The 21,546-nt window shown below is 71.8% G+C and carries 21 protein-coding genes; 16 read left to right on the top strand and 5 right to left on the bottom strand.

The window, feature by feature from the left end; translation table 11 throughout:
• Nucleotides 1–10: 10 nt before the first annotated feature.
• On the top strand, nucleotides 11–1,654 hold the full coding sequence (locus SLV14N_RS08855) for an acyl-CoA dehydrogenase family protein (RefSeq protein WP_208680452.1): 1,644 nt from the start codon (nucleotides 11–13) through the stop codon (nucleotides 1,652–1,654).
• A 150-nt stretch (nucleotides 1,655–1,804) separates the two neighbouring features.
• Here SLV14N_RS08855 and SLV14N_RS08860 read toward each other — a convergent pair whose 3' ends face one another.
• Complete coding sequence (locus tag SLV14N_RS08860; RefSeq protein ID WP_208680453.1) at nucleotides 1,805–2,227, bottom strand: hypothetical protein; 423 nt, start codon at nucleotides 2,225–2,227, stop codon at nucleotides 1,805–1,807.
• 274 nt (nucleotides 2,228–2,501) lie between these two features.
• On the opposite strand from SLV14N_RS08860, the gene SLV14N_RS08865 reads away from it, so the two are divergent.
• The 15 genes from SLV14N_RS08865 (at nucleotide 2,502) to SLV14N_RS08930 (ending at nucleotide 16,410) form a co-directional block, all read left to right on the top strand.
• Entirely contained in the window at nucleotides 2,502–3,791 is a 1,290-nt protein-coding gene (locus SLV14N_RS08865) for a GAF domain-containing protein (RefSeq protein ID WP_263268938.1), read from the top strand.
• A gap of 333 nt (nucleotides 3,792–4,124) precedes the next feature.
• The gene (locus tag SLV14N_RS08870) at nucleotides 4,125–4,985 is read left to right on the top strand and encodes an LLM class flavin-dependent oxidoreductase (protein ID WP_263268939.1); all 861 of its coding nucleotides are present in this window, start codon (nucleotides 4,125–4,127) and stop codon (nucleotides 4,983–4,985) included.
• Nucleotides 4,986–5,155: 170 nt separating this feature from the next.
• Nucleotides 5,156–5,845, top strand: coding sequence for a class F sortase (locus SLV14N_RS08875; protein WP_263268941.1), 690 nt, complete (start codon nucleotides 5,156–5,158; stop codon nucleotides 5,843–5,845).
• 284 nt (nucleotides 5,846–6,129) lie between these two features.
• Nucleotides 6,130–6,753: a GNAT family N-acetyltransferase gene (locus SLV14N_RS08880; RefSeq protein ID WP_263268942.1), complete on the top strand. Its 624-nt coding sequence runs from the start codon at nucleotides 6,130–6,132 to the stop codon at nucleotides 6,751–6,753.
• Nucleotides 6,754–6,845: 92 nt separating this feature from the next.
• Nucleotides 6,846–6,929 (top strand): putative leader peptide, encoded by an 84-nt coding sequence (locus tag SLV14N_RS38970; protein ID WP_350257049.1) that lies wholly within the window; start codon nucleotides 6,846–6,848, stop codon nucleotides 6,927–6,929.
• Nucleotides 6,930–7,143: 214 nt separating this feature from the next.
• Nucleotides 7,144–8,841, top strand: coding sequence for a nitrite/sulfite reductase (locus SLV14N_RS08885; RefSeq protein WP_263268943.1), 1,698 nt, complete (start codon nucleotides 7,144–7,146; stop codon nucleotides 8,839–8,841).
• Nucleotides 8,838–9,026: a hypothetical protein gene (locus SLV14N_RS08890; RefSeq protein WP_208680459.1), complete on the top strand. Its 189-nt coding sequence runs from the start codon at nucleotides 8,838–8,840 to the stop codon at nucleotides 9,024–9,026. The genes SLV14N_RS08885 and SLV14N_RS08890 overlap by 4 nt, the downstream gene beginning before the upstream one ends.
• The gene (locus SLV14N_RS08895) at nucleotides 9,023–9,724 is read left to right on the top strand and encodes a phosphoadenylyl-sulfate reductase (protein ID WP_093648504.1); all 702 of its coding nucleotides are present in this window, start codon (nucleotides 9,023–9,025) and stop codon (nucleotides 9,722–9,724) included. The genes SLV14N_RS08890 and SLV14N_RS08895 overlap by 4 nt, the downstream gene beginning before the upstream one ends.
• Before the next feature lie 20 nt (nucleotides 9,725–9,744).
• On the top strand, nucleotides 9,745–10,278 hold the full coding sequence (cysC, locus tag SLV14N_RS08900) for an adenylyl-sulfate kinase (RefSeq protein ID WP_263273080.1): 534 nt from the start codon (nucleotides 9,745–9,747) through the stop codon (nucleotides 10,276–10,278).
• The gene (gene cysD / locus SLV14N_RS08905) at nucleotides 10,275–11,210 is read left to right on the top strand and encodes a sulfate adenylyltransferase subunit CysD (protein ID WP_263268944.1); all 936 of its coding nucleotides are present in this window, start codon (nucleotides 10,275–10,277) and stop codon (nucleotides 11,208–11,210) included. Before cysC ends, cysD begins: the two co-directional genes overlap by 4 nt.
• 2 nt (nucleotides 11,211–11,212) lie before the next feature.
• The gene (locus tag SLV14N_RS08910) at nucleotides 11,213–12,568 is read left to right on the top strand and encodes a sulfate adenylyltransferase subunit 1 (RefSeq protein ID WP_208680461.1); all 1,356 of its coding nucleotides are present in this window, start codon (nucleotides 11,213–11,215) and stop codon (nucleotides 12,566–12,568) included.
• Nucleotides 12,569–12,780: 212 nt separating this feature from the next.
• Nucleotides 12,781–13,890 carry an aliphatic sulfonate ABC transporter substrate-binding protein gene (locus SLV14N_RS08915; protein WP_263268945.1) on the top strand — a complete coding sequence of 370 codons (1,110 nt, stop codon included), beginning with the start codon at nucleotides 12,781–12,783 and terminating at the stop codon, nucleotides 13,888–13,890.
• A 41-nt stretch (nucleotides 13,891–13,931) separates the two neighbouring features.
• Entirely contained in the window at nucleotides 13,932–14,738 is an 807-nt protein-coding gene (locus SLV14N_RS08920) for an ABC transporter ATP-binding protein (RefSeq protein ID WP_208680463.1), read from the top strand.
• Nucleotides 14,725–15,636: an ABC transporter permease gene (locus tag SLV14N_RS08925; RefSeq protein ID WP_208680464.1), complete on the top strand. Its 912-nt coding sequence runs from the start codon at nucleotides 14,725–14,727 to the stop codon at nucleotides 15,634–15,636. Before SLV14N_RS08920 ends, SLV14N_RS08925 begins: the two co-directional genes overlap by 14 nt.
• Before the next feature lie 3 nt (nucleotides 15,637–15,639).
• The gene (locus tag SLV14N_RS08930; RefSeq protein WP_263268947.1) at nucleotides 15,640–16,410 is read left to right on the top strand and encodes a sirohydrochlorin chelatase; all 771 of its coding nucleotides are present in this window, start codon (nucleotides 15,640–15,642) and stop codon (nucleotides 16,408–16,410) included.
• Nucleotides 16,411–16,433: 23 nt separating this feature from the next.
• Here SLV14N_RS08930 and SLV14N_RS08935 read toward each other — a convergent pair whose 3' ends face one another.
• The 4 genes from SLV14N_RS08935 to SLV14N_RS08950 all read right to left on the bottom strand — a co-directional run bounded on the left by SLV14N_RS08935 (nucleotide 16,434) and on the right by SLV14N_RS08950 (nucleotide 21,402).
• On the bottom strand, nucleotides 16,434–18,101 hold the full coding sequence (locus SLV14N_RS08935; protein WP_263268949.1) for a glycoside hydrolase family 13 protein: 1,668 nt from the start codon (nucleotides 18,099–18,101) through the stop codon (nucleotides 16,434–16,436).
• A 141-nt stretch (nucleotides 18,102–18,242) separates the two neighbouring features.
• The gene (locus tag SLV14N_RS08940) at nucleotides 18,243–19,091 is read right to left on the bottom strand and encodes a carbohydrate ABC transporter permease (RefSeq protein WP_208680467.1); all 849 of its coding nucleotides are present in this window, start codon (nucleotides 19,089–19,091) and stop codon (nucleotides 18,243–18,245) included.
• Nucleotides 19,088–20,071 (bottom strand): carbohydrate ABC transporter permease, encoded by a 984-nt coding sequence (locus SLV14N_RS08945; protein ID WP_263268951.1) that lies wholly within the window; start codon nucleotides 20,069–20,071, stop codon nucleotides 19,088–19,090. Before SLV14N_RS08945 ends, SLV14N_RS08940 begins: the two co-directional genes overlap by 4 nt.
• Before the next feature lie 5 nt (nucleotides 20,072–20,076).
• Nucleotides 20,077–21,402, bottom strand: a complete 1,326-nt coding sequence (locus SLV14N_RS08950; protein ID WP_109893585.1) for an extracellular solute-binding protein — start codon at nucleotides 21,400–21,402, stop codon at nucleotides 20,077–20,079.
• Nucleotides 21,403–21,546: the final 144 nt, after the last annotated feature.

The following is a 21,546-nucleotide window of genomic DNA, read 5'->3' on the forward strand; positions in this document are numbered from 1 at the left end:
CCGTATCTGCATGGCAGCCACCACTCACTCGGTCACGAACCAGCCCCCGCCGCTGGTCGGCTACGACGTCTTCGCGAACGACCCGGCCCTCACCGAGGGCGTCACCCGGTACATCGCCGCCGAGCGGCTCGACGAGGTACGCGAAGAGCTGGGCACGCTGGGCAAGGCGGCCGGCTCAGCGCACGCCCAGCAGTGGGGCGAACAGGCGAATGCGCATCCACCGGTGCTGCACACCCATGACCGATACGGCCACCGCATCGACGAGGTGGAGTTCCATCCGGCGTGGCACCGGCTGCTCGGCCACGCCGTCACCTCCGGGATGAACGACGCCTGGTCCCGGCCGGACGGCCATGTCCGCCGCACCGCCGGCTTCATCGTGTGGACGCAGGCCGAGGCGGGGCACGGCTGCCCGCTGTCGATGACCCATGCGGCGGTGCCCGCGCTGCGTGCCGAGCCTGCGCTCGCGGCCGAGTGGGAGCCGCTGCTGACCTCACAGGTCTACGAGCGGGAGCTGCGGCCGGTCGCCGAGAAGGGCGGCGCGCTGGCCGGGATGGCCATGACGGAGAAGCAGGGCGGCAGCGACGTACGGGCCAACACCACCCGCGCCGAGCCGCTGGCCGCACCCGGTGAGTACGTCCTGACCGGACACAAGTGGTTCTGTTCGGCGCCGATGTCGGACGTCTTCCTGGTGCTGGCCCAGGCGCCCGGCGGGCTCACCTGTTTTCTGCTGCCACGGGTGCTGCCGGACGGCAGCCGTAACTCCTTCCGCATCCAGCGGCTCAAGGACAAGCTCGGCAACCGCTCCAACGCCTCGGCGGAGGTCGAGTTCGACGGGCGGACCTGGGCGCGCCGGGTCGGCGAGGAGGGGCGCGGGGTGGCGACGATCATCGAGATGGTCGCGGCGACCCGGCTGGACTGCGTCAGCGCGTCCGCGGCGGTGATGCGGCAGGCCGTGACACAGGCGCTCCACCACAGCGCCCACCGGGAGGCGTTCGGCGGCCGGCTGACCGACAAGCCGCTGATGCGCAATGTGCTGGCCGATCTGGCCCTGGAGTCGGAGGCGGCGACCACGCTGGCGCTGCGCCTGGCGGCGGCGTACGACGGCGGCACCGAGCGGGACCGGCACTTCCTGCGGCTGGCAATCCCGGCGGCGAAGTACTGGGTGACCAAGCGGTGCACGCCGATGGTGGCCGAGGCGCTGGAGTGCCTGGGCGGCAACGGCTATGTCGAGGAGTCGGGGATGCCCCGGCTGCTGCGCGAGGCACCGCTCAACTCGATCTGGGAGGGCGCCGGCAATGTCCAGGCGCTGGACGTCCTGCGGGCCCTGCGGCGCGAACCCGAGGCGCTGAACGCGTTCCTGACCGAGATCGGGGCGGCGCGGGGCGCGGACCACCGGCTGGACCGCGCGATCAGGGGGATGCTCGCCGAACTCGCCGATCTGGAGGGCATCGAGGCGCGGGCCCGGCGGCTGGTGGAGCGGATGGCACTGGTGCTCCAGGGTTCGCTGCTGGTGCGCCATGCGCCGTCCGAGGTCGCGGACGCGTTCTGTGCCTCCCGGCTCGGCGGCGACGCGGGCGCGGCGTTCGGCACGCTGCCACACACGCTGGATCTTGCGGCGGTGGTGGAGCGGGCACAGCCGGTGGTCGACTGCTGAGCCCGCGCCGGCCCGGCCGGTCCGCGGCGCGGCGGCGGCTCCCCGTCACCTCTGGGCCAGTTGCCGCACCGAGGGGACGAGGACAGGGGGTTACCGCCGCCGCGCCTGTCAGGGAGCGGTGCCGCGCCGACCCGGCACCGCTCCCCGGTCTCAGGGGCGGCCAGGGCGCTCCGGCGGGTCCGCGAGGCGCCCGCGCAGGGCCGCGTCGATGGCCACGACGAGGTCGCCGTCCGGCGCGTCAGGAGGGAAGTCGGCCAGCACACCGCGCGCCTCGTAGTAGCGCAGTACGCGGCAGGCCTCGTCCGCGCCGCTCCACTCCGCGCCGTGCAGCAGGACGACGAGGTCGGCGAAGGCCAGCGCGGGCAGCAGACCGCCGGTGCCGGCCATCCGGTCGAGGAGCTGCGGGGCGCCGTCGACGACATAGCCGTCGGCGGGCAGCGGCTGACGCCTGATCAGCAGGTCGACCGCGGGCAGCCGGGGGACCCCGTAGTGGTCCGCCAGACGGACCGCACGCGCAATACGGACCCCCTCGTCCGCTCCGATCACCACGACACGCGGGGCAGCGGCCATCATGGTGAGCCCCCCTCCCCCGCACTGCCGACATCACACACGACGGCCGATGGCATCCCCGGCCACCACCGGCGGTTCCCCGACGGGTGTCCGGCGAACCCGCGGTGGCGGGGCACCATCGGCCGCTCGGCCCAGATTCCCCGGAACGCGTCATAGGCCACAACGGTTGCAGTCCGTTGCAGTGCGCCGGTACGGACCTGGACAATGGCCGTTCCAGGACTGACTGGTGACGGCACGAAGCGCACGGGCCCAAGGACAGTGCACATCGGAGAGCAGCGTGAGCGACAGACCGATCGACAGTGCCATCTGGTCGGCCCAGGACATCCGAGCGACCGCACACCGCCTCGCCGCGGTCCGGGAGGCCGTGCTCACGGGCGGGACACCGTCCGACGCCCCGTCCGACGCGCCCCGCGATGTGATCGGCGAATCCTGGCGCCGGGTGCGGGTCTCGGGTGTGGACCCGGACCGGGACCAGCCGCAGAACCCGTTGCCCGTCGCGGAGTTGGAGCACCGTCGGCAGATGTCCCGGCTGGCCCCGGTGCTGCCGGTGCTCAACGAGGGGCTCCTGGCGGCGGCCGACGCCGCGCAGCAGATCATGGTCGTCACCGATGCCGAGGGCCGGGTGCTGTGGCGGGAGGGCAGCGCCCCGGTCCGCAGGATGGCCGACCGGCTGGGCTTCGACAAGGGCGCCCACTGGGCGGAGGACGTCGTCGGCACCAACGCCATCGGCACCGCGCTGGTGGCCCGCCGGCCGGTGCTGGTGCACTCCGCGGAGCACTTCGTCCGCAGCCACCACCAGTGGACCTGTGCCGCGGCGCCGCTCCACGACCCGTGCGACGGGCGGCTGTTGGGCACGGTGGACGTCAGCGGTCCGGCGCCCGGCTTCCACCCCACGACGCTCTCGCTGGTGTCCGCGGTCGCCCGGCTCGCCGAGGGCGAGCTGCGCAGCCGCCATCACCTCTCCCTGGAGCGGCTGCGGTCGAGCGCGGCGCCGGTGCTGGCGCGGCTCGGCGGACGGGCCCTGGCCGTCGATCCGAACGGCTGGGTCGTGGGGGTGACGGGCCTGACCCCGCCGGACCGGGTGGCGCTGCCCAAGTCGCCCGAGGCCGGGCCGCTGTGGCTGCCGCGCTACGGCAGGTGCACCCTGGAGCCGTTGCCCGGCGGCTGGTTGATCCGTGTTGGGCAGCAGGAGCGGGACATCGGGCCGAGCCGGGTGGTGCTGGACGTCAGCGGCCGGGACGGCTCGACGGTCACGGTCAGCGGACCGGCCGGCAGTTGGTCGCACGAGCTGACCCCGCGCCATGCCGAGCTGCTGTTCGTGCTCGCCGCGCATCCGCAGGGGCGCAGCGCCGCCGAACTCGCCCGGGACCTGTTCGGTGACGACAGCCGTACGGTCACGGTGCGCGCGGAGCTGTCCCGGCTGCGCCGCCATCTCGCGAGTGTGCTGGCGCACCGGCCCTACCGCTTCGCGGACGGCGTGGAGGTGGAGCTCCGGCTGCCGCCGCAGCCCGTGCATCTGCTGCCGCAGTCACTGGCGCCCGCGGTGGCGGCGGCGCGTCGGGGCTGAGGGACGGGCCGGCGGGAACGGGGAACCGGCCGGCGGGACTGAGGGTGCGGCCCGGCGGGCCGAGGGACGGGCCGAAGGGGCTGTGGGAGCGGCCTGCGGGGCCGGAGAACGGGTCGGCGGGGCCGGGGAACGGGTCGGCGGGGCCGGGGCGAAAAACCGGATGCGGTGCCGTGCTGCCCTCTCGTACAGTGGCCGCGCTCTGAATCAGCTCTCCAGAAGGCCGTCGCAGAACGGGAGCAGCCCGCGCGTACCGCACGCGCGGAGCCGAATGAGCGGGCGACACGACAATCCGTGATCACGCATGCCCGCATGCCCTTCTGGAGGACACCCACCATGTCCGTAGGCCTTGGCCTTCCCATTGGCGACCCCGCACAGCTCCTGAGCTGGGCCCGGCGCGCCGAAGCCACCCCCTTCACCACCGTCGCCCTCCTCGACCGGCTGGTGTTCGGCAACCCCGAGCCCCTGATCACGCTGGCCACCCTGGCCGGCGCCACCTCCCGGATCCGGCTGCAGACCGAGGTGCTGCTCGCCCCGCTGCACCGCACGGCGCTGCTCGCCAAGCAGGCCGCCACACTCGATCTGCTGTCCGGCTCCCGCTTCACCCTCGGCATCGGTATCGGCGGACGCGATGACGACTATCTGGCCTCCGGCATCGACCTCCGCACCCGCGGCCGACGGCTCGACACGCAGATGGCGACCCTGCGGCGCCTCTGGTCCGGCGAACCACTCTCCGAGGACGTCGGTCCGATCGGCCCCGCCCCTGCGCGGCCCGGCGGGCCCGAGGTGCTGTTCGGCGGTTTTGTGCCCGCCGCGCTGGAGCGCGTGGCCCGCTGGGGCGACGGCTTCCTCGGCGCCGCACTGCCGCCCGCGCACATGGAGGGACTGTTCCGTCAGGTGGAGGACGCCTGGGACCGAGTCGGCCGTACGGGCCGGCCGCGGCTGGTGGCCCAGGTCAATGCCGCGCTCGGCCCGCAGCCGACCCTCGACCGCGCCCGCGCGGAACTGCGCGCCTACTACGCACCGCACAGCTACACCGACCACGTGGTGAACGGTCTGCTCACCACGGGGGACCAGATCCGTGAGGCGGTGGCCGCGTTCCGGGCGATCGGCGCGGACGAGGTGATGCTCTATTGCTGGTCCCCGGACCCGGACCAGGTCGAGCGGATGGCCGGGGCGGTGTTCCACGGCGAGTAGCCGGACGGCCGCCGGGCCCGTTCGGCGGGCGGCGACCTCCAAGGCGGCGCCGCAGCAGCAGCGGCGCCGCCACCCGTTCGACCGGCTGCTGTCGCTGCCGGCTCGGGGCGGCCCTAGCGTGCCGACTGCGGACCATGTGCTCCCGGGCGCGCGGCCACGGGAGGTGAGTGATGAGCTCGACAGGCCCGCCGGAAGCGGCGCCCGGGAATCCGGCGGCCCCGCGCCGACCCCGGTGGGGCATGCTGGCGCTGGTCGGTCTCGTCGGCCTCGGCATGGTGCGCCAGGGCCTGACCGGTGAGGCGGGCGGACCGCCGCAGCCCGGAGCCGGTTCGGCGCTCTTCCCCGGCGACCTCCCGCCCGACGGCCCCGCACCGCCGCCGCTGCCCCGCTCCGCCCCCTCCCGGGTGGCGATTCCGTCGCTCGATGTGTCGGCTCCGCTGATGCCGCTGGGACTGGACGGCAACGGCCGCATCGTGGCGCCGCCGGCCGAGGACCCCGGGCTGGCGGGCTGGTACGCGAACGCCCCGACCCCGGGGGAGAACGGCACCGCGGTCCTCGTCGGCCACGTCGACAGCCGCAGCGGGCCGGCGGTCTTCTACGGGCTGGGCGCCCTGGAGAAGGGCCGGACGATCCGGGTGACGCGCGAGGACGGACGGACCGCGGTCTTCGAGGTCTACGGCATCCAGGTCTTCGACAAGCGGAAGTTCCCCTCCCGGAAGGTCTACGGCACCACCGGACGCCCTGAGCTACGGGTCCTGACCTGCGGCGGCGATTACGCGGCGGGCTCCGGCTACGCGGGCAACGTGGTGGTCTTCGCCCGGATGACGGGATCCGGCCAGGGAGACCCGCCCAGCCGGTGATGCCCGGGGCCGAGAAGGGCCGGAACCCCGGAAAGGGCCGGAGACCTCACCACGAAGTGAACCGACGTCTCACGATTCGGGACGATCCGCTGCCGCCCGTTCGGTGCCTTCCCTTCCCCCTTCCTCACCTCCTCCCCTTCGCCCTCTTCCCCTGCTCCGGTTCTCCCGCGTCGGGCTGGCCCCGTGGCCTGGGTCCCGGTGTGATGTGGCGGACCCCGTGGGCCGGGTCCCGGTGTGATGTGGCTGACCCCCTGGCTCGGGCCCCGGTGTGATGTCCTGGCCCCATGAGCCTCTCGGTCACCACCTGGCACCTCGAACAGACCTCGCCCGCCGACCTGTCCCCCGCCCAGGCGCCGCCGGCCGAGCAGGACGTCCGTATCGTCCGCTCCGAGGTGCCGTCGCCCGAATTCAGCCGCTTCCTCTATACGGCGGTCGGCGGAGACGTCACCTGGACCGACCGGCTGACCTGGCCGTACACACAGTGGGCGGAGTTCCTCGGGCGGCCGGGGGTGGAGACCTGGGTGGCGTACGAGCGCGGTACACCGGCCGGGTTCATCGAGCTGGCGGGGGAGGCGGACGGTTCCGTGGAGATCACCTACTTCGGACTCATCCCGGCGTTCCGGGGGCGCCGGATCGGCGGGTACCTGCTCGCGTACGGGATCGAGCGGGCCTGGGACCTGGCGGAACGGTGGCCGGGGCGGGCGCCGACCAAGCGGGTGTGGCTGCACACCTGCAGCAAGGACGGCCCGCACGCGATGGCCAACTACCAGCGGCGCGGCTTCCGGCTGTACGACACCAAGGTCGCCGAGGAGGACCGGATACCGGCCCCCGGACCCTGGCCCGGCGCGGGTCCGATCACGGGTCCGATCACGGGTCCGATCACGACCGGCACCCCCGCCGGAGAGTGACCGACAGCACATTGTCTCGCGATGCGAGACAGAGGTGTCCAAATCCTGGATGACGGTGGACTGGCCGGAGAACGGCGTGCCAGGCTTCCGTCATGTCTCGAGCTGGAATTGCCTTGGTGAGTCGGCGGCACGTCGACCTCGGCCGCATGTCCAGCGCCATTTGTCGGGCGGGCTGAGGCTGTATCCACCAGGGGCCTTCGGCCCCGGGCAGCACCCAGCAGCACGCATTCTCACGCCGTCCCCATCGTCGCGGACGCGCCGACACCCCTTTGACCCGCAGACCTCCCCGACGCGTTGTCACGCGCCGCCTTTCGGTGTGTCTGCGCAGGCCATCGTGGTGCCCGGCGACCCGTCCGGATCCCTTGAGCCCGCCCAGAAGGACGTACACCCATGGCCGCCTCCTCCGAAGTCCCCGCAGCTGCCACGACCCGCCGTAAGGCCGGACGCCACCGCGGTGAGGGCCAGTGGGCCGTTGGCCACTTCACGCCGCTCAACGGCAATGAGCAGTTCAAGAAGGACGACGACGGTCTCAATGTGCGGACACGCATTGAGACGATCTACTCCAAGGCCGGATTCGACTCGATCGACCCCAACGACCTGCGCGGGCGGATGCGTTGGTGGGGTCTGTACACCCAGCGCAAGCCCGGGATCGACGGCGGCAAGACCGCGATCCTGGAGCCGGAGGAGCTGGACGACAAGCACTTCATGCTGCGGGTCCGGGTCGACGGCGGACGGCTGTCCGTGGCCCAGCTGCGCGCCATCGGCGAGGTCTCCGAGGAGTACGCCCGCGGCACCGCGGACATCACCGACCGGCAGAACATCCAGCTGCACTGGATCCGCATCGAGGACGTCCCCGCCATCTGGGAGAAGCTGGAGGCCGTCGGGCTCTCCACGACCGAGGCGTGCGGTGACTGCCCGCGCGTGATCATCGGTTCCCCGGTGGCCGGTATCGCGGCGGACGAGATCATCGACGGCACCCCCGCCGTCGACGAGATCCACGACCGCTACATCGGCAGCAAGGAATTCTCCAACCTGCCGCGCAAGTTCAAGACCGCGGTCTCCGGCTCCCCCGTCCAGGACGTGGTCCACGAGATCAACGACGTGGCCTTCGTCGGCGTCGTCCACCCCGAGCACGGCCCCGGCTTCGACCTCTGGGTCGGCGGCGGTCTGTCCACCAACCCCAAGCTCGCCCAGCGCCTGGGCACCTGGGTGCCGCTGGACGAGATCGCGGACGTCTGGGCCGGTGTCGTCGGGATCTTCCGCGACTACGGCTACCGCCGGCTGCGCACCCGCGCCCGGCTGAAGTTCCTGATGGCCGACTGGGGCCCGGAGAAGTTCCGCCAGGTACTGGAGGACGAGTACCTCCAGCGCAAGCTGATCGACGGCCCCGCGCCCGAGCAGCCGAGCTCCAAGTGGCGCGACCACATCGGGGTGCACCAGCAGCAGGACGGCCGCTTCTACGTGGGCTTCGCCCCGCGCGTCGGCCGGGTCGACGGCACCACCCTCACCAAGATCGCCGAACTGGCCGCCGCCCATGGCTCCGACCGGCTGCGCACCACCGTCGAGCAGAAGATGATCATCCTCGATGTGACGCAGGACCAGGTCGACTCGCTCGTCGCCGGGCTGGAGGCGCTGGACTTCCAGGTCGCCCCCTCGCCGTTCCGGCGCGGCACGATGGCCTGCACCGGAATCGAGTTCTGCAAGCTGGCCATCGTCGAGACCAAGGGCCGCGGCGCGTCCCTCATCGACGAACTGGAGCGCCGGATGCCGGACTTCCAGGAGCCCGTCACCATCAACCTCAACGGCTGCCCCAACGCCTGCGCCCGTATCCAGGTCGCCGACATCGGCCTCAAGGGCCAGCTGGTCCTGGACGACGACGGCAACCAGGTCGAGGGCTACCAGGTGCACCTGGGCGGCGCGCTGGGCCTGGAGCCCGGATTCGGCCGCAAGGTCCGTGGTCTGAAGGTCACCGCCGATGAACTCCCCGACTACGTCGAGCGGGTGCTGCGCAACTTCGAGGCGGAGCGCACGGACGGCGAGCGGTTCGCCCAGTGGGCGGCCCGTGCGGAAGAGGGTGCCCTCAAATGAGTGAGCGTGCGGCGCCGTTCCACTGCCCGTACTGCGGGGACGAGGACCTGCAGCCTTCCGAGGAAGGCCATGGCTCCTGGGAATGCCGGTCCTGCAGCCGTGCGTTCCGGCTGAAGTTCCTGGGCCTGCTGTCCCAGGGGCTGACCGGCAAGTCCCCTGCCGCACCCGACGGAGGTGAGTCGTGACCACCGCTACCACCGCAGCCGACCTGCAGCAGCTCGCCGAGCAGGCGGGCCGCGACCTGGAGGACGCGCCCGCACTGGAGATCCTCACGTGGGCCGCCGAGACCTTCGGTCCGCGCTTCTGCGTCACCTCCTCGATGGAGGACGCGGTCGTCGCGCATCTGGCCTCGCGGGCGTTCCCCGGTGTGGACGTGGTCTTCCTGGACACCGGCTACCACTTCCCGGAGACCCTCGGGACCCGCGACGCGGTGGCCGAGGTGATGGACGTCAACGTCCTGACCCTGACCCCGCGTCAGACGGTCGCCGAGCAGGACGCCGAGCACGGCCCGAAGCTGCACGACCGCAACCCCGACCTGTGCTGCGCGCTGCGGAAGGTCAAGCCCCTCGAAGAGGGCCTGGCCCGGTACGACGCCTGGGCGACGGGGCTGCGCCGGGACGAGTCGCCGACCCGGGCGGGCACCCCGGTCGTCGGCTGGGACCCGAAACGGCAGAAAGTGAAGGTTTCGCCGATCGCCCGCTGGACACAGTCCGACGTGGACGCGTACGTGGCCGAACACGGTGTGCTGACCAACCCGCTGTTGACGGACGGCTACGCCTCCGTCGGCTGCGCGCCCTGCACCCGCCGGGTGCTGGAGGGCGAGGACGCCAGGGCCGGCCGCTGGGCCGGCAGCAACAAGACCGAGTGCGGGCTGCACGGATGACCGAGCATCAGGAGATATCCATGACGGGCGCCACGATCTGGCTGACCGGTCTGCCGAGCGCGGGCAAGACGACCCTCGCGCACGAGCTCGCCGGACGGCTGCGCGGCGAGGGCCACCGGGTCGAGGTGCTCGACGGCGACGAGATCCGCGAATTCCTGTCCGCGGGCCTGGGATTCACCCGCGCGGACCGGCACACCAACGTCCAGCGCATCGGCTTCGTGGCCGAACTGCTGGCGAGCAACGGCGTCAAGGCGCTGGTGCCGGTGATCGCGCCGTACGCCGACAGCCGCGAGGCGGTGCGCAAGCGCCACCAGAGCGAGGGCACCGCCTACCTGGAGGTGCATGTGGCCACGCCCGTCGAGGTGTGCTCCGAGCGGGATGTGAAGGGCCTGTACGCCAAGCAGGCGGCGGGCGAGATCTCCGGGCTCACCGGCGTCGACGACCCGTACGAGGCGCCCGAGTCGCCCGATCTGCGCCTCGAATCGCACACCCAGACCGTGCAGGAGTCCGCGGCGGCGCTGCACACGCTGCTCACCGAAAGGGGACTGGCATGACCGCCACCGCTGCCGTGACCGACGACCTCGACAACCCCTACGCGCTGTCGCACCTGGACGCCCTGGAGTCCGAGGCGGTGCACATCTTCCGTGAGGTGGCGGGCGAGTTCGAGCGGCCGGTGATCCTGTTCTCCGGCGGCAAGGACTCCATCGTCATGCTGCACCTCGCGCTGAAGGCGTTCGCGCCGGCCGCGGTGCCGTTCTCGCTGCTGCACGTCGACACCGGGCACAACTTCCCCGAGGTGCTCGACTACCGCGACCGCACGGTGGAGCGGCACGGTCTGCGGCTGCACGTCGCCTCCGTGCAGGACTTCATCGACCGCGGTGAGCTGCGCGAGCGCCCGGACGGTACCCGTAACCCGCTGCAGACCGTCCCGCTGCTGGACGCCATCGAGAAGAACCGCTTCGACGCGGTCTTCGGCGGCGGCCGCCGGGACGAGGAGAAGGCGCGCGCCAAGGAGCGGGTGTTCTCGCTGCGCGACGAGTTCGGCGGCTGGGACCCGCGCCGGCAGCGCCCCGAGCTGTGGCAGCTCTACAACGGCAAGCACTCCCCCGGTGAGCACGTCCGGGTCTTCCCCCTGTCCAACTGGACCGAGCTGGACGTGTGGCAGTACATAGCCCGCGAGAAGATCGAACTGCCCGCCATCTACTACGCCCACGAGCGCGAGGTCTTCGCCCGCAACGGCATGTGGCTGGCGCCCGGTGAGTGGGGCGGCCCCAAGGACGGCGAGAGCCTGGAGACCCGGCAGGTGCGCTACCGCACCGTCGGCGACATGTCCTGCACCGGCGCCGTCGACTCCGACGCGGACACCATCGAGGCCGTGATCACGGAGATCGCCGCGTCCCGGCTCACCGAACGGGGCGCCACCCGGGCCGACGACAAGATGTCCGAGGCCGCCATGGAGGACCGCAAGCGCGAGGGGTACTTCTAACCATGAGCTCCACCCATGCTGTTGAGGGCATCGTTGACGCGGGTGCCACCTCGCTGCTGCGTTTCGCCACCGCCGGATCCGTCGACGACGGCAAGTCCACCCTGGTGGGCCGGCTGCTGCACGACTCCAAGTCGGTGCTCGCCGACCAGCTGGAGGCCGTCGAGCACGCCTCCCGCAACCGCGGGCAGGAGGCGCCCGACCTGGCGCTGCTGACCGACGGGCTGCGCGCCGAGCGCGAGCAGGGCATCACCATCGATGTCGCCTACCGCTACTTCGCCACCCCGCGCCGCCGCTTCATCCTCGCGGACACCCCCGGGCATGTGCAGTACACCCGCAACATGGTCACCGGCGCCTCCACCGCCGAGCTGGCCGTGGTGCTGGTCGACGCCCGCAACGGCGTCGTCGAGCAGACCCGCCGGCATGCCGCGGTCGCCGCCCTGCTGCGGGTCCCGCATGTCGTCCTGGCCGTCAACAAGATGGACCTGGTCGACTACGCCGAGCCCGTCTTCGCCGCCATCGCCGAGGAGTTCACGACGTACGCGGCCTCGCTGGGCGTCCCGGAGATCACCGCGATCCCGATCTCGGCGCTGGCCGGCGACAACGTCGTGACGCCGTCCGCCACCATGGACTGGTACGGCGGCCCGACCGTGCTGGAGCACCTGGAGACCGTGGCCGTCGTCGCCGACCCCTCGGACGACCCCGGCCGCTTCCCGGTCCAGTACGTGATCCGTCCGCAGACCGCCGAACACCCCGACTACCGGGGCTACGCGGGCCAGATCGCCTCCGGTGTGCTGCGCGTCGGCGACGCCGTCACCGTGCTGCCCTCGGGCCGTACGAGCACCATCGAGGCGATCGACGCGCTCGGCCAGGCCGTGGACGTCGCCTGGGCACCGCAGTCGGTGACCGTCCGGCTCTCCGATGACCTGGACATCTCGCGCGGTGACCTGATCGCGCCGACGGCCGGCGCGCCGGGCGTCTCGCAGGACGTCGAGGCGACCGTCTGCCATGTGGCGGACCGGCCGCTGACCGTCGGGCAGCGGGTGCTGCTCAAGCACACCACCCGCACGGTCAAGGCGATCGTCAAGGACATCCCGTCCCGGCTGACCCTCGACGACCTCTCGCAGCACCCGGCGCCCGGTGAGCTGGTCGCCAACGACATCGGGCGGATCGTGCTGCGCACGGCGGAGCCGCTGGCGCTGGACGCCTACGCCGACTCCCGCCGCACCGGCTCCTTCCTGCTGATCGACCCGGCGGACGGGACGACGCTGACCGCGGGCATGGCGGGCACCGCCTTCGCGGAGGCGGCCGAAGAGGCCGCACCGGCGGCCGCGGCGGACGACGAGGGATGGGACTTCTGAGCATGCTCAAGGACGTTTTCTCGACCTTCGCGAAGGAGGGCGGCCGCATCGGCAGCGGCGCCCTGGGCAGCGGGCAGGGCGGAGTCGGCCGATGTGTGCGCTGACGATGCCCGACTCCGTATCCCCCACGCCTCCCTTCCGAAGATCCACAGCTTCGCCGGGCGCCCCCTAGAGGGCGCGCACCGCCCGGCCCTCCGAGAGGAACTCCTCCCGTGTCTGCCGTTCGTCACCGCCTGCTGGCGGCCGCCGCCACCGTCCCGCTCCTGATAGGCGCGCTGGGCGCCTGCGGCTACGGCTCCGAGGCCAAGAAGGACACCGCGGCCGGTGTGGCCCCGAAGGGCGCCAAGACCGACGGGCTCGATCACCTGACGATCGGGTACTTCGGCAACACCACGCACGCGACCCCCCTGGTCGGCCTCCAGAGCGGCCGGTTCCAGAAGGAACTGGGCGGCACCGAGGTGAAGTCCTCCGTCTTCAACGCGGGCCCCGCCGAGATCGAGGCGCTCAACTCGGGCGCCATCGACATCGGCTGGATCGGCCCCTCCCCCGCGATCAACGGCTACGCCAAGTCGCACGGCAAGAGCCTGAAGATCATCTCCGGCTCGGCTTCCGGCGGTGTCTCGCTGGTGGTCAACCCCAAGAAGGTCAAGGGACTCCACGACCTCAAGGGCAAGACGATCGCGACCCCGCAGCTGGGCAACACCCAGGACGTCGCGCTGCTCCACTACCTGGCCGAGAAGGGCTACGAGGTCGACCCCACCACCGGCAAGGGTGAGGTCACCGTCCAGCGCACCGACAACAAGGTGACGCCCACGGTCTTCCAGCAGGGCGCCATCGACGGTGCCTGGGTGCCCGAGCCCACCGCTTCCAAGCTCGTCGCCGAGGGCGGCAGGACGATCCTGGACGAGAAGAAGCTGTGGAAGGACGGGAAGTTCGTCATCACGAACATGATCGTCTCGCAGAAGTTCCTCAAGGAGCACCCGAAGGCCGTCGAGGCGGTGCTGCGTGCCTCGGTGAAGACCAACGCCTGGATCCGCTCGCACCCGGCCGAGGCGAAGAAGACCCTCAACGACAAGCTCGCCTCCCCGGACGTCGCCGGCAAGGCGCTGCCGCAGAACGTCATCGACTCGGCGTTCAAGAACGTCGATGTCACCGATGACCCGCTGGCCGCGACCCTCCAGCAGGAGGCCGACCACGCCGTCAAGGCGGGCCTGCTCAAGAAGCCCGACCTCAAGGGCATCTACGACCTCACGCTGCTCAACAAGGTGCTCAGGTCCGAGGGCAAGCAGCCGGTCGACGACGCCGGACTCGGCAGCAAGTAGCCCCCGCCCGCAGCACCGCACTCCCCCAGGAGGTGACACCGATGACGACCACCACGCTCACCAAGCAGCAGCCCGCCACGGCGGACCCGGGCACCACCGTGCCGTACGCCGCTCGCATCGACCATGTCTCGAAGTCGTTCGGCCGCGCCGGCGCACAGCAGCATGTCCTGGACGACATCACCATCGATGTGGCGCCCGGCGAATTCGTCTGCCTCCTGGGGGCCTCGGGCTGCGGCAAGTCCACCCTCCTCAACCTCGTCGCCGGCCTCGACGCGCCGTCCGCCGGCGCCATCGAGACGCCGGGCGGCCGGCCGGCCCTGATGTTCCAGGAGCATGCGCTGTTCCCGTGGCTGACCGCGGGCCGCAACATCGAACTGGCGCTGCGGCTGCGCGGGGTGCCGCGCGCCGAGCGCCGCGACGAGGCCGAGCGGCTGCTCGAACTCGTCCGGCTCAAGGGCGCTCACGGCAAGCGGGTGCACGAGCTGTCGGGCGGGATGCGCCAGCGGGTCGCGATGGCCCGTGCGCTCGCCCAGGACAGCCAACTGCTGCTGATGGACGAGCCGTTCGCGGCGCTCGACGCGATCACCCGCGATGTGCTGCACGACGAGCTGACCCGTATCTGGCGCGAGACGAACCTCTCGGTCCTCTTCGTCACCCACAACGTCCGTGAGGCCGTGCGGCTCGCCGAGCGGGTGGTGCTGCTGTCCTCCCGTCCGGGGCGCATCGCCCATGAGTGGCGGGTGGACATCCCGCAGCCGCGCCGCATCGAGGACTCCGCGGTCGCCGACCTTTCCATCGAGATCACCGAACAGCTCCGTGGGGAGATCCGCCGCCATGGCCAGCACTGAGACCAAGGCCCCGTCCACCGCCGCCGAGGCGGGTGACAGCTCCGGCGACATCGCCGGTCTGGAGGCCGGGCTCGACGCCCTGGAATCCAGGGTCGTCGACCGGCAGCCGTGGCTGCGCACCGCCACCTCGAAGGCGCTCCCTCCGCTGATCGCCGTCGCGATCGTGCTCGCCCTGTGGCAGCTCGCCTACCACTTCGAGCTCAAGCCGCACTACCTGCTGCCGAGCCCTGTCGAGGTCGGCAACTCGCTGCAGCAGAAGTGGCTGGAGGGCACCCTGCTGAGCTTTGTGTGGACCAGTGTGTCCCGCGGCGCCCTCGGCTTTCTGGCCTCGGTGGCCATCGGCACGGTGCTCGGGCTGATCGTCGCCCGGGTCAAGGCCGTCCGGGCGGCGATCGGGCCGATCCTGAGCGGGCTGCAGTCCCTGCCCTCGGTGGCCTGGGTCCCGGCCGCGATCATCTGGTTCGGGCTGAGCGACGCCACGATCTACACGGTGGTGCTGCTCGGCGCGGTCCCGTCCATCGCCAACGGACTGGTGGCCGGTGTCGACCAGATCTCCCCGCTCTACCTGCGGGCGGGCCGCACCATCGGTGCCACGGGCTTCGCCGGGGTCCGGCATGTGCTGCTGCCGGCCGCGCTGCCGGGCTACATCGCCGGACTCAAGCAGGGCTGGGCGTTCTCCTGGCGCTCCCTGATGGCCGCCGAACTCATCGTGAACGCGCCCGATCTGGGCACCGGACTGGGCCAGCTGCTGGAGCAGGGCCGTGAGCTCCAGGACATGTCCTGGGTGCTGTCCGCGATCCTCCTCATCCTCATCGTCGGCATCGGCATCGAGCTGCTGATCTTCGCCCCCGTCGAACGCCGGGTGCTGCGCAGCCGCGGCCTCCTCGTGAAGAGCTGACCCATGGACACCCGCCCCACTCTTCTCGTCATCGCCCACGGCAGCCGCGACCCGCGGCACGCGGCGACCGTCTCCGCGCTCTGTGCGCGGGTGCGGGCGCTGCGGCCGGGGCTGCGGGTCGAGGTCGGCTATCTCGACTTCAACGCCCCCCGGGTGCCGCGGGTGCTGGAGCGCCTGTCGGCCGAGGGTGTGCGGGAGGTGGTGGCGCTGCCGCTGCTGCTGACCCGGGCCTTCCACGCCAAGTCCGACATCCCGGCGGTACTGCGCGAGGCGGCCGTCCGGCTGCCCCTGCTGTCCATCCGTCAGGCCGACGTGCTGGGCCCGTCGTCCCTCCTGACCGCCGCGCTGGAGCGCCGGCTGGAGGAAGCCGGGCTGCGGCCCGGTGACCGTCGCTCGACCGGGGTCGTCCTGGCCTCGGCGGGCTCCTCGGACCCGGAGGCGAGCGCAGTGATCGCTGAAATCGCGCGGGAGTGGTGGCGCACCGCTGGTTGGTGTGCCGTGCGTCCTGCGTTCGCCTCCGCATCTCTTCCCCGCACCACGGACGCCGTACGGGCGCTGCGGGCCGAGGGCGTCCGGCGGGTGGCCGTCGCCCCGTACGTCATCGCCCCCGGGTTCCTCCCCGACCGGATCGCCGCCGGCGCCCGCGAGGCCCGCGCCGACCTGCTCGCCCCCGTGCTGGGCCCGGCGCCCGAGCTGGCCCGTCTGCTGCTGCGGCGCTATGACGGGGCGGCCCTGGCCCACGCCCGTGGGGACCTGACGGCGCTGAGCGCCTGACAGGTCCCCGGGGCGCGGCACGGTCAGCGCGTGGTGTGCAGCCAGACCGTCGTCCACGGCGGCAGCTGGTCGCCGGTGACCGGCGCGGAGCTCAGCAGCAGCTCACCGGCCGGCAGCGGCCGGGGCTCGTCCGTCAGGTTGGCGACGCACTCCCAGCCGCCCGAGCGGCGGAAGTGCAGGGTGCCCCGGTCGGTCGCCGAGGTGTCGTCGGCCCATTCCAGTGCCTCGTCGTCCACCAGCCGGCGGCGGGTGGCCAGCGCGGTGCGGTAGAGCTCCAGGGGCGTGGACGCCTCGCCCTGCTGTGCCTCGACGGACAGCGCGCCCCAGCCCGGGGGCTGCGGCAGCCAGGAGCCGCCGCTGCCGAATCCGTACGAACTGCCCTCGCGCCGCCAGGGCAGCGGCACCCGGCAGCCGTCCCGTCCCTTCAGCGCACCGCCGCTCCGGGTCCACACCGGGTCCTGCAGGCTGTCGCGGGAGAGGTCGGCCACTTCGGGCAGGCCCAGTTCCTCGCCCTGGTACACATAGGCCGAGCCGGGCAGCGCCAGCATCAGCAGGGTCGCGGCCAGGGCCCGGCGCAGGCCGAACTCCCGGTCCAGGGCGGGCTCTTGGCCGTCGGAGAGCAGCCAGGCCTCTTCGTCGCGGCCGTCCGGGAGGCCGTACCGGGAGGCGTGCCGGATCACATCGTGGTTGGAGAGCACCCAGGTCGCGGTCGCCCCGGCCGCCCGTGCGTCGGCGAGCGCGGTGTCGATGGAGGCGCGCAGCTCCGCCGCGTCCAGGGAGGCCTTGAGGAAGTCGAAGTTGAAGGCCTGGCCGAGCTCCTGCGGGGTGGCGTAGGCGGTACGGCGGGAGTTGCGCACCCAGGCCTCGGCGACGGCGACCCGGGGCGGGTCGTACTCGTTGAAGACCTTGCGCCACTCCCGGAAGATGTCATGGACCTCGTCGCGGTCCCAGAAGGGGTGGCTGCCGTCCTCGGGCAGGTCGCCGGGCGTGTAGCCCTCGACGGTGCCGATGTCGCGGAGCGGCGCGGCCAGGTCCTTCGCCAGACCGTGTGCCACATCGACCCGGAAGCCGTCGACGCCGCGGTCGGACCAGAAGCGCAGGGTGGTGCGGAAGTCCGCGCGGACCTCGGGGTTGTCCCAGTTGAAGTCGGGCTGCTCGGGGGCGAAGAGGTGGAGGTACCACCAGCCGTCGGGCAGCCGGGTCCAGGCGGGGCCGCCGAAGCAGGAGATCCAGTCGGTGGGCGGCAGTTCACCGTGCTCGCCCTTGCCCTCGCGGAAGACATAGCGCTCGCGGGCGGCGGATCCGGGCCCGGCGCGCAGCGCCTCCTGGAACCACACGTGCTGGTGGGAGGAGTGGTTGGGCACGATGTCCACCATCACCTTGAGGCCCAGGCGGTGTGCCTCGGCGACCATGGCGTCGAAGTCGTCGAGGGTGCCCAGCCGCGGGTCGACATCGCGGTAGTCGGCGACGTCGTAGCCGCCGTCGGCCAGCTCGGAGGGGTAGAAAGGGCTCAGCCAGACGGCGTCCACGCCCAGGCTCGCGAGGTAGGGCAGCCGGGAGGTCACGCCGGGGAGGTCACCGATGCCGTCGCCGTCGGAGTCGGCGAAGCTGCGCGGGTACACCTGGTAGACGACGGCCTGCCGCCACCAGTCGGTGGTGTCGCGGGCGGGGTCGAGGTGCTGTGCGGTCACGTGGAGGCCTTTCGGGGCGGGAGCGGTCGCAGGGGGACACCTCCCAGCGGTAGCTGGGGGAGGGGTACGGCGCGGTGCGGCGCCGGGTCGGGTCGGGTGCGGCGGGGCCTGCTACGGGGCCGGCCGGCACGGGGGCCGGGGTCATCCCTTCACCGCCCCGGAGGTCATGCCCGAGACGATCGAGCGGCGGAAGATCATGACCAGGACGCCGATCGGTACGGTGGCGGCCACGGCCCCCGCGAAGAGCGTCCCGTAGGGGACCGTGTACTGGCTGGTGAACAGGGCGATGCCGACCGGAACGGTGCGGTGGCCGTCCTCGCTGTTGAAGGTCAGCGCCAGGAGGAACTCCGCCCAGGTCGCGGTGAAGGTGAAGATGCCCGCGGTGAACAGTCCCGGCCGGGCCAGCGGCGCGATGACGGTCAGGACGGTGCGCAGCGGGCCGGCGCCGTCGACGGTGGCCGCCTCCTCCAGCTCACGGGGGATACCGACCAGGTAGTTGCGCATGATCCAGATGGCGAACGGCAGGTTGAGCGCGACATAGGGCACGATCAGGCCCGCATAGCTGTTGAGCAGCCCCAGTTGGCGCTCCAGCAGGAACAGCGGAACGACCAGCGCGATCGGCGGGAAGACGGACAGCATCAGCAGCGTGGTCATGATGGCGCCGCGGCCGCGCAGCGGGGTGCGGGCCAGGGCGTACCCCGCGAAGAAGGACAGCCCGAGCACGGCGGCCGTGGAAACGGAGGCCACCAGCACGCTGTTGAGCAGATAGCGGCCGATGCCGTTGCGGACGAAGGCCTCCGCGTAGTTGCCGAACGTGGCCGCTTCCGGTACCAGGCTGGGCGGGGCGGCGCTGATCTCGCCCGGTCCCTTGAAGGACGACGCGATCATCCAGTACAGCGGCAGTGCCGACAGCACGACGATCGCCAGACCACCGAGGTTGACGGCGTTGAGGTACCGGCGGAAGCCGGAGGACGGTGTACGGCGGTTCATGCCCGCCCTCCTTCGTCGGCCTGCGTCTTGAAGACCCGCAGGAAGAGCAGACAGCAACTGATCACGATGACGGCGGTGGTGGTGGCCACCGCGGCGCCCCGGCCGATGTCGAGGTTCTGGAAGAGCGTTTTGTAGCCGAGCATCGCCAGGGATTCGGTGGCGGTGCCCGGTCCGCCCTGGGTCAGCACGAACGGCAGGTCGAAGATGCCGAAGGCCTGCAGGATGCGGAAGAGGACGGCGATGGCCATGATCGGCCGCAGCTGCGGCAGGGTCACCTTCCAGAACGTCGTCCAGGCGCCGGCGCCGTCGATCTCTGCCGCCTCGTAGACATCGCCGGGAATCAGCATCAGCCCGGCGAGGACGACAATCGCGACAAAGGGTGTGGTCTTCCATACATCGACCACCACCATGGCGCCCATGGCGGAGGCGGGCTGCCCGAGAATGTCCGGCTGCCGGCCGAGGATCTGCTCGAAGAGCCAGGTCAGCCCGCCGTAGGTGCCGTTGAAGAGATAGCCCCACAACTGGGCGGCGACAACATTGATCAGGGCCCAGGGCAGCAGCAGCACCGCCAGCACCCAGCCGCGGGCGGCCCCCAGCCGTTCCAGTACGAGCGCCACAGCGGTGCCCAGCACCAGCTCCAGCAGGACGGTGACGGCGGTGAAGCCGAAGGTGAAGACGAGCGCATAGCGCCATTCCGGGCTGCTCAGTACGGCGGCGTAATGGTCGCCCGTCAGGGACAGCAGACGGAACCCGCCGTATTCCAGGCGGACATCGGCGAAGCTGAGCAGCACCGAGAAGAACACCGGGAAGACGGTCACGGCGGCGATGACGATCAGCGCCGGCGAGGCGAAGAACCAGCCGGTGCGCGCCCGTCGGCGCCGGCTCATCCGGGCCGGGCCGCCGCCGCTCGGTCCGGGTCCGGCCGGCGGTCCGGCCGGCTGCGGGGCCGGGCCCCGCGAGACGGTCGCGGAGGAGGTCATGGCATTCACAGTGCTCTGCCTTCCAGCGCGGTCCGGATGTCGGCGCGGGCCGCGCGCACGGCCTGGGCGGGCGTGGCCCGGCCGCCGGTGACGGCGTTGGCCTGGGTGTAGAGCGCCTTGCTGACCTGGGGGTAGTACGGGGTCTGCACCGGCCGGGCGACCAGCCGCAGTTCATGGGCCCGGGTGAGGGTCGGATCACCGACCCGGCGGGCCTCCGGCCGGGTGAGCACCCCTTCGAGTGCCGGAATCACCCCGGCGTGCTTCAGCAGGATCATCTGCGCCTCCTCTCCGGCGCAGAAGCGGGCGAAGGCGACCGCGGCCCCGAGGTGATGGGAGTTGGGATTGACGAAATTGCTCCAGCCGCCGGCGCAGCTCACCCCGCGCGGACCGTCGCCGTCGAAGCCGGGGCGGGGGACGACCCCGACCCGGCCGGCCACCTTGGAGACCGAGCGGTTGGCCGCATTGCCCCAGGCGTAGGACCAGTTGCGCAGAAAGACGCCGCGGCCGCCGGTGAAGGCGTCCTGGGAGTCCGCTTCCGCGTAGGTGGTGACCGTACGGGGCGTGACGCCGGTCTCGGTGAACTCCCGCATCAGCGCAAAGGCCCGCTCCGCGCCCGGCCCGTTCAGCGCCACCCGGCCCGCGTCGTCCAGTACGGGGGCCTCGGCATCGGCCAGGAACTCGGCGACATTGCAGGTCAGCGACTCCGATACGGAGGCCTGCCAGAGAAAGCCGTAGGCGGCGTCCCCGGCCCGCTGGATCCTGCGCGCCGTGCGCAGCAGCTCCTCCCAGGTGCGGGGAACCGGCAGGCCGTGCTTGGCCAGCAGGTCCTTGCGATAGAAGAGGAAGGAGTTGTCGGTGTAGAAGGGCAGCGCGTACACGGCTCCGCGGTACTCGCTGACCCGTCGCAGGGCCGCCGGATAGTCCCCCCAGAAGTCCTTGGGCAGCAGCGTCTGCACCGGCAGGGCAAGGGAGTTGGCGCCGAACTGGGCCGGCCAGGTGGTGTCGCCCAGGTAGACGTCGGGGGTGGGTGAGGCCCCCGCGAGCTGAGTGGTGACCGCGGCGCGGTTGCCGTCGGTGGTGCTGAGGGCGTTCGATTTCCGGACACGGAGGTGCGGATGGCGGCGCTCGAACGCGCGGATGATCAGGTCGGCCACCACCGGACCGTTCCGGGAGGGGATTTCGGACACCCACCAGACGAGGGTGGCCGGGGTACGCGGGACGTGGGCAGCCTGGGTCAGCAGGGTGTCCAAGGGCTTGCCCGCGCAACCGCTGGTGAGCCCGGCTCCGGCGGCGAGACCGCCCGCGAGCAGGGTTCTGCGGCTCAAGGCCATGAGTGCTCCTCACGTCTTGGCTGCCATCGATGACAGCGCTTGCAGGCTAGAAGTGGCCTTGTCATCAGGTCAACGGTTCGTGAACAACAGATTCCGTTTCGAATCCGCTGGCAACGCTGTCATCGCCTTTTTGTGCTAGCGTCC

It is taken from the genome of Streptomyces sp. Je 1-4 4N24 (assembly GCF_026239515.1).
Classification (GTDB): domain Bacteria; phylum Actinomycetota; class Actinomycetes; order Streptomycetales; family Streptomycetaceae; genus Streptomyces; species Streptomyces nigrescens.

Coding starts and splice junctions, on each gene's coding strand:
- SLV14N_RS08945 (WP_263268951.1), bottom strand. CDS start 20,071: ATGACCTCCTCCGCGACCGTCTCGCGGGGCCCGGCCCCGCAGCCGGCC.
- SLV14N_RS08870 (WP_263268939.1), top strand. CDS start 4,125: ATGTCCGTAGGCCTTGGCCTTCCCATTGGCGACCCCGCACAGCTCCTG.
- SLV14N_RS08940 (WP_208680467.1), bottom strand. CDS start 19,091: ATGAACCGCCGTACACCGTCCTCCGGCTTCCGCCGGTACCTCAACGCC.
- cysD (WP_263268944.1), top strand. CDS start 10,275: ATGACCGCCACCGCTGCCGTGACCGACGACCTCGACAACCCCTACGCG.
- SLV14N_RS08875 (WP_263268941.1), top strand. CDS start 5,156: ATGAGCTCGACAGGCCCGCCGGAAGCGGCGCCCGGGAATCCGGCGGCC.
- SLV14N_RS08860 (WP_208680453.1), bottom strand. CDS start 2,227: ATGATGGCCGCTGCCCCGCGTGTCGTGGTGATCGGAGCGGACGAGGGG.
- SLV14N_RS08890 (WP_208680459.1), top strand. CDS start 8,838: ATGAGTGAGCGTGCGGCGCCGTTCCACTGCCCGTACTGCGGGGACGAG.
- SLV14N_RS08950 (WP_109893585.1), bottom strand. CDS start 21,402: ATGGCCTTGAGCCGCAGAACCCTGCTCGCGGGCGGTCTCGCCGCCGGA.
- cysC (WP_263273080.1), top strand. CDS start 9,745: ATGACGGGCGCCACGATCTGGCTGACCGGTCTGCCGAGCGCGGGCAAG.
- SLV14N_RS08925 (WP_208680464.1), top strand. CDS start 14,725: ATGGCCAGCACTGAGACCAAGGCCCCGTCCACCGCCGCCGAGGCGGGT.
- SLV14N_RS08910 (WP_208680461.1), top strand. CDS start 11,213: ATGAGCTCCACCCATGCTGTTGAGGGCATCGTTGACGCGGGTGCCACC.
- SLV14N_RS08855 (WP_208680452.1), top strand. CDS start 11: ATGGCAGCCACCACTCACTCGGTCACGAACCAGCCCCCGCCGCTGGTC.
- SLV14N_RS38970 (WP_350257049.1), top strand. CDS start 6,846: ATGTCTCGAGCTGGAATTGCCTTGGTGAGTCGGCGGCACGTCGACCTC.
- SLV14N_RS08885 (WP_263268943.1), top strand. CDS start 7,144: ATGGCCGCCTCCTCCGAAGTCCCCGCAGCTGCCACGACCCGCCGTAAG.
- SLV14N_RS08930 (WP_263268947.1), top strand. CDS start 15,640: ATGGACACCCGCCCCACTCTTCTCGTCATCGCCCACGGCAGCCGCGAC.
- SLV14N_RS08880 (WP_263268942.1), top strand. CDS start 6,130: ATGAGCCTCTCGGTCACCACCTGGCACCTCGAACAGACCTCGCCCGCC.
- SLV14N_RS08920 (WP_208680463.1), top strand. CDS start 13,932: ATGACGACCACCACGCTCACCAAGCAGCAGCCCGCCACGGCGGACCCG.